The sequence below is a fragment of the Falsiroseomonas sp. RANM36 genome (assembly GCF_056682175.1).
Genome location: NZ_JBWXTD010000003.1, coordinates 3779 through 6604, shown reverse-complemented (window position 1 = coordinate 6604; position 2826 = coordinate 3779). Strand labels below are relative to the sequence as shown.

At 75.7% G+C, this 2826-nt stretch carries 3 protein-coding genes; all 3 read right to left on the bottom strand.

Annotated elements, in window-relative coordinates; all coding sequences use genetic code 11:
• Nucleotides 1–62: 62 nt before the first annotated feature.
• Nucleotides 63–1004: an MBL fold metallo-hydrolase gene (locus tag AC1MIR_RS04930; protein WP_480027073.1), complete on the bottom strand. Its 942-nt coding sequence runs from the start codon at nt 1002–1004 to the stop codon at nt 63–65.
• Between the two features lie 23 nt (nt 1005–1027).
• Complete coding sequence (locus AC1MIR_RS04925; RefSeq protein WP_480027072.1) at nt 1028–1996, bottom strand: MBL fold metallo-hydrolase; 969 nt, start codon at nt 1994–1996, stop codon at nt 1028–1030.
• A 69-nt stretch (nt 1997–2065) separates the two neighbouring features.
• The coding region (locus tag AC1MIR_RS04920) for a hypothetical protein (protein ID WP_480027071.1) at nt 2066–2826 on the bottom strand (761 nt) is incomplete at its 5' end.

Sequence of the window (2826 nt, the reverse complement as noted above, 5' to 3'; positions counted from 1 at the left end):
GCGGCCCCTGCCGCCCGGCGTCTGCGTGAACGAGGAAGCGTTGCGCCGGTAGGCGCGGCGCCTCACGCGTTCGCCGGCACCAGCCGGTAGCCCGTGCCGGCGCGCTCCACGCGGCCGGGCGCGGGCATCGGGAAGTGGTAGCCCACCACCTGCAGCCGCTCCGTCGCGGCGCGGTCGAGCCGGCGCGTGCGCGCCTCCACGGCCATCGGCGGGTCCATGTCGAACACCGGCACCCACTCCGGGTTCACCATGAAGAAGGCCGGCGCGTTCACCACGTCGCCGATCACCAGCAGCTGCGCCGACCCGTCCGCCACCAGGAAGGAGACATGGCCGGGTGAATGGCCTTCCGTGCCGATGGACGTGATGCCGGGCGCGATGGCGGCGCCGGGGCGGAAGGTGGTGACGCGCTCGCGATAGGGCGCGAACTTGGCGCGCACATTCGCGAAGCCCGGGCGGCGACCCTCGCTCGCGCGGCTCTCCTCGCCGGCATCGTTCCAGAAGGCCCATTCGCGCTCCGGCACCATCACCGGGACATTCGGGAACACCGCCTGGCCGGCCGCATCGGTCAGGCCGCCGATATGGTCGCCGTGGAAATGCGTGTGCGCGATCAGGATCACCTGCGCCGGATCGAGCCCCGCGGCGCGCATGTTGGCCAGCAGCTGGCTGGCCTGGATGCCGCGGCCGACATCCAGCATCACCAGCCCGCGCGGCGTCTTCACCACGGTGACGTTGAACGGGTTGTTCAGGGCCGTGCCGGGCATGCCGGCGGCCTGCATCGCGGCGGCCACCTGCGCCGGCGTGGCGTTGGTGACGAAGCCCTGCGTCGCGTCCGGACGCACGGCGCTGCCGTCGGTGACGACGAAGGCCTCGAGCCCGCCGACCGCGACGCGGTGGAAGGCCGGGCCGCCGGCCTGGGCGGCGGCGGGCGTGGCGCCGCCCCGCCGCGGCGCGGCCGCCAGCCCCGCGCCGGCGGCAAGCGCGGCGCGTCGTGTGATCTCGGTCATGTCTCGATGCTCTCCCTGGGGGTTCACGCGCCGTCGATCCAGTCGGCGCGGACGTATTGGAAGCCGTCGCCATCGCGGGCGATGCGGCCGGCGATGGGGAAGGGGAAGTGGTAGCCGGTCACCCAGATCCGGTCCGATGCGGCGCGGTCCAGCAGGCGGCGGCGCTGCGCCTCGGCGGCCTGCGGGTCCATGTCGAAGATCGCGTGCCAGCCGGGGTTGCGGGCGAAGAGTTCGGGGCGGTTCGTGGTGTCGCCCAGCACCAGCAGCCCGGCCGCGCCCGAGGTCACCTCGAACACGCTGTGGCCCGGCGTGTGGCCGGCGGCGAGGATGGCGCGCACGCCCGGCGCGATCTCCGCGCCGTCGCCGAACTGGCGCAGCCGCGCGCGATAGGGGCCGAAGCGCCGCTCCACCGCCGCGGCGATGCCGCGCATCCCCTCCGGCAGGCGGGAGACGCTGCCGGCATCGGTCCAGAAGCGCCATTCGGCCTCCGGCACCGCGATCTCGGCATTGGGGAACACCACGGCGTTGTCGCGCGTGGTCAGGCCGGAGATGTGGTCGGGATGGAAATGGCTGTGGACGACCAGCGTCACCTGCTCGGGCGCGACGCCCGCGGCGCGCATGTTCGCGATCGCCCAGCCGCCGGTCGGCGCCAGCTGCCCGCCGGTGCCGGCATCGAACAGGATCGTCTGCCCCCCGGCCTGCAGCATGGTGACCGAGTAGGGGATTCGCAGCGGATCGGTGCCGAGGAAGGCGTCCCGCGCCGCCTGCTCGGCCGCGCCGGGCGGGGCGTTGCGGATCAGCCCGGCCAGCGGGCGCTGGAAATAGCCGTCGAACAGGGTGGTGACGGTGGCCTCGCCCAGGCGGAAGCGGAAGAAGCCGGGCGTGGCCGGCGGCGGCGCTGCCGCTGGCGCCTGCGCCGTGGCGGGAGCGGCGCGGAGGATCGCAGGCAGGCCGAGGGCGGCCGCCCCCAGCATCACGGCACGACGGTTCATTCCCGGGCCTCTCGCTCGTTTCGTGGACGCCGCGTCATGTGGGGAATGCGGCGGGATTGCAAGCATGCGTTACATTTCGCCGCAGGGATCGGTCCCGTCCCGCCAGGACAGCAGATATCCCATTGCGCGGATCAGCGCCATCTGGCCCGCGGGCGGCACGGCCGCCGGCTCGACATGGCCGAAGCCCGGCACCAGCACCAGCACCGCGCGCCGGGGCGGCAGCGCCGCCGCGAGTGCCGCCGATTGCGTCCAGGGGATGATCGGATCCTCCAGCCCGTGGATCGCCAGCGTGCAGGTGGCGAGTGCCACGCGCGACGGGTCGAGCGCCGCGAGCGCCGCCCTTGCCGGCGCGGGCAGGGCCGCGAGGCGGCCGGGGATGGCTGCCGGCTCGCGCTCCGCGATCAGGTCGAGCGCGGCGCGGCCCGCCGGCGTCATGTCCCGCGCCAGGTCGTCGAGCGGTGCCTGGCTCTCCTGCAGCCGGCGCGCGGCGGCCGGGCGCAGCAGCCAGCGGTCGCCCGGATCGGGCATGGCCTGCGCGATCGCCAGCAGGAAGGCCGGGGCGGCGAAGGGATTGGGCGCGCCGCGGCGCCATCCGGCCTCGCCCGGGGCGCGATGCGCGCCGGTGGCGGCGAAGACCGCCCGCGCCTCCATCGCGTGGAAGCCGCCGAGCGTGACGACCAGCTCCGCCGCGCCGTCCTGGCCGGCCAGCAGCGCCGGCGCGGCGGCGAAGGAGATGCCGGCCAGCGCCACGCGCCGCCCCGCCGCCGCCGCGGCCGCGGCGGCGCGCCGCCGGGCCGCGCGGGCGGCCGGCGCGCGCGTCAGACCCCGCC